The organism is Acrocarpospora pleiomorpha (assembly GCF_009687885.1).
GTDB classification, from domain to species: Bacteria; Actinomycetota; Actinomycetes; order Streptosporangiales; family Streptosporangiaceae; genus Acrocarpospora; species Acrocarpospora pleiomorpha.
The window spans coordinates 1-2,636 of record NZ_BLAF01000146.1 but is presented as its reverse complement, the minus strand read 5'-3'; the positions used below and the strand labels follow the sequence as shown (position 1 = coordinate 2,636).

Sequence of the window (2,636 nt, the reverse complement as noted above, 5' to 3'; positions counted from 1 at the left end):
CGGACACGTCAGACTCGTGATGGGCGGACGGTTGAGTCCAGATCTGCGGACACGAAAAGTCTTGGTGCGCGGTCTCGCGTGAGTTCCTGATCCGACCCGTTGAAGAGGGAACCTCCCCGGCTCGGTTTGCTGATGTTTGCCGCATTAGCACCGTGACCGGAGAGGTCCCGTGACGAAGTCTGACAGGGAGATCATGGAAATACTCAGGGCATACGACCTGACGCAGACCGTCTGGTCGGCCGCGCAGTTATCGGGAGTCGATCCCAAGACCGTGCAGCGTTACCTCAACGCCCGCGACTCCGGGCGCAACCCGTTTGAGCGGGCGCGGCGACCCAAAGCGATCGACCCCTACCTGGACAAGATCGAGGAATGGGTGGATGAGTCGAAGGGGAAGATCCGCGCCGACGTCGCGCACGGCAAGCTGGCCGCGATGGGGTTCGGCGGGACCGAACGCTCGACCCGGCGGGCGGTCGCCGAGGCCAAGACCGCCTGGAAGGCCGGCAGACGCCGCACCTACCGGCCATGGGTGCCCGAGCCGGGGATGTGGCTGCAGTTCGACTGGGGCGAAGGGCCACGGATCGGCGGGCGGCGGACCTGGCTGTTTTGCGCCTGGCTGGCCTGGTCACGGTTCCGGGTGGTGATCCCGGTCTGGGACTGCACGCTGGGCACGCTGACCTGGTGTCTGGATGCGACGCTGCGCGCGGTGGGCGGGGTGCCCACCTATCTGCTGACCGACAACGCCAAGACCGTCACGGTGGAGCACGTGGCCGGGATCGCGATCCGGCATCCGGAGATGGTCGCGCTCGGCCGCCACTACGGGTGCACGGTGGCCACCTGCGTGCCGTTCGACCCCGAATCCAAGGGCGGCGCGGAGGCCACCGTGAAGATCGCCAAAGCGGATCTGGTGCCCACCTCGGCGAACCTGCTGGCCCACTACGACGGTTTCGCCGACCTGGCCGCCGCCACACGCCAGTGGTGTGAGCGGGTCAACCAGCGCGTGCATCGCGAGATCGGCACCCGCCCGCTGGAGCGGCTTGCTGTCGAGCGCGGCCTGTTGCACCGCCTGCCCGAACAGCCCTACGCGCTGGCGCTTGGTGAGCGGCGGCACGTGGAAGACGACCAGACGATCCGGTGGGGATCGGTGCGCTACTCCACCCCGCCCGGGCATGCGGGAACGCAGGTGTGGTGCCGGGTGGCCGGTGACGAACTGGTCATCACCGCCCGCACCGGTTCCGGGCCGGCGGAAATCTGGCGGCACCGGCTGTCCACCCCGGGCAACCCGCGCATCCTGGCCGAGCACTACCCCGGCCATCCCGATGGGCGGGCGGTGCTGGCGCCGCGGCCCCGGCCGCGCAGCGCTGAAGAGATCGCGTTCCTGGCGATCGGGGACGGCGCGGAGCGATGGTTGATCGAAGCCGCCGCGACCGGCGCCTCCCGAGTCCGTTCCAAGATGGCCCACGCGGTCGAGTTGGCCGCTCTGCTAGGCCCCGGCCTGGTCGATCAGGCGCTGGGGATGGCCGCGGCGGCGGGCCGGTTCGCCGACGGTGACCTGGCCTCCATTGCTGATCATCTCGCGGCCGGCCGCGCCGCGATCGAGGTCGTCCACGCCGATGAGGCGCATTCGATCCAGCCGGGCACCAGCGGCTGGCAGCAATTCGGCCGCTGACCTGACCCGGCCTGATCTGACCCGGCTTGACCTGCCTGTCGATTCGCCACCTTCACGAAAGAGCTCTGCTGACATGAGTACTCCCACCGCGCCCGCCCTGCCCGACGAACTGGACCGGCTGCTGCGCCGGATGCGACTTCCCTACCTGCGCAAAAGCGCCCCCGACGTGCTGGCCACCGCCCGCGCCCAGCGCTGGGACCCCGCCGAGGTGCTGCGTGTCCTGATCCATGAGGAAGTCGTCGGTCGTGATGCGGCCACCCGCCGGACCCGACGCGCCTGCGCCAGCTTCCCCACCGGCAAGACGCTGGCCTCCTGGCGCGGCGAGGACTCCTCGATCCCCGAACCCCACGCAGAACGCGCTGACGACGATGGAATGGATCGGCCGCGCGGAGAACCTGGTCATCGCCGGGCCGTCGGGCACCGGCAAGTCTCACTTCGTCGAAGGCCTGGCGCACGCGGCGATCGAAAACGACCTGCGGGTGGCCTGGTTCACTCTGGAAACGCTGACCGCGGCCATCGCCAAGACGAAGATCGACAACTCCACCGCGCGGACTGTCGCCCGGATCTGCCGCGCCGACCTCATCGTCATCGACGACATCGGCATGCTGCCCGCCGGAACCGACGCCGCCGAAGCGTTCTACCGGATCATCGACGCCGCCTATGAACGCCGCTCGATCGCCGTCACCAGCAACATCCACCCGTCCGGGTTCGACACCATCATGCCCAAGACCCTCGCCACCGCCGCGGTCGACCGGCTGTTACACCACGCCCATCTTGTCTTGACCACCGGCGACTCCCATCGCCTTGCCCAAGCACTCGCCGGCAAAGGCGTGATCCCGTTGAACTAAGCAGCCAGGAACTCCTCGAGGCCGCCCACCGAGACATCGGTGGGCACCAGCCTGGATTTCTGATGTCCGCCAGCCATGCCCTCAGCTGACCACCCAACTCGACATCCTCATGTCCGTTGACA

The 2,636-nt window shown here is 68.6% G+C and carries 2 protein-coding genes; both read left to right on the top strand.

All coding sequences use genetic code 11. The features are described from left to right. The first annotated feature begins 193 nt into the window (after positions 1-193). On the top strand, positions 194-1,666 hold the full coding sequence (istA, locus tag Aple_RS51665) for an IS21 family transposase (protein WP_155352160.1): 1,473 nt from the start codon (positions 194-196) through the stop codon (positions 1,664-1,666). 368 nt (positions 1,667-2,034) lie between these two features. Further along, a complete protein-coding gene (locus Aple_RS55970) occupies positions 2,035-2,514 on the top strand; it encodes an ATP-binding protein (RefSeq protein ID WP_281361780.1) in 480 nt (159 codons plus the stop codon). Positions 2,515-2,636 lie beyond the last annotated feature (122 nt).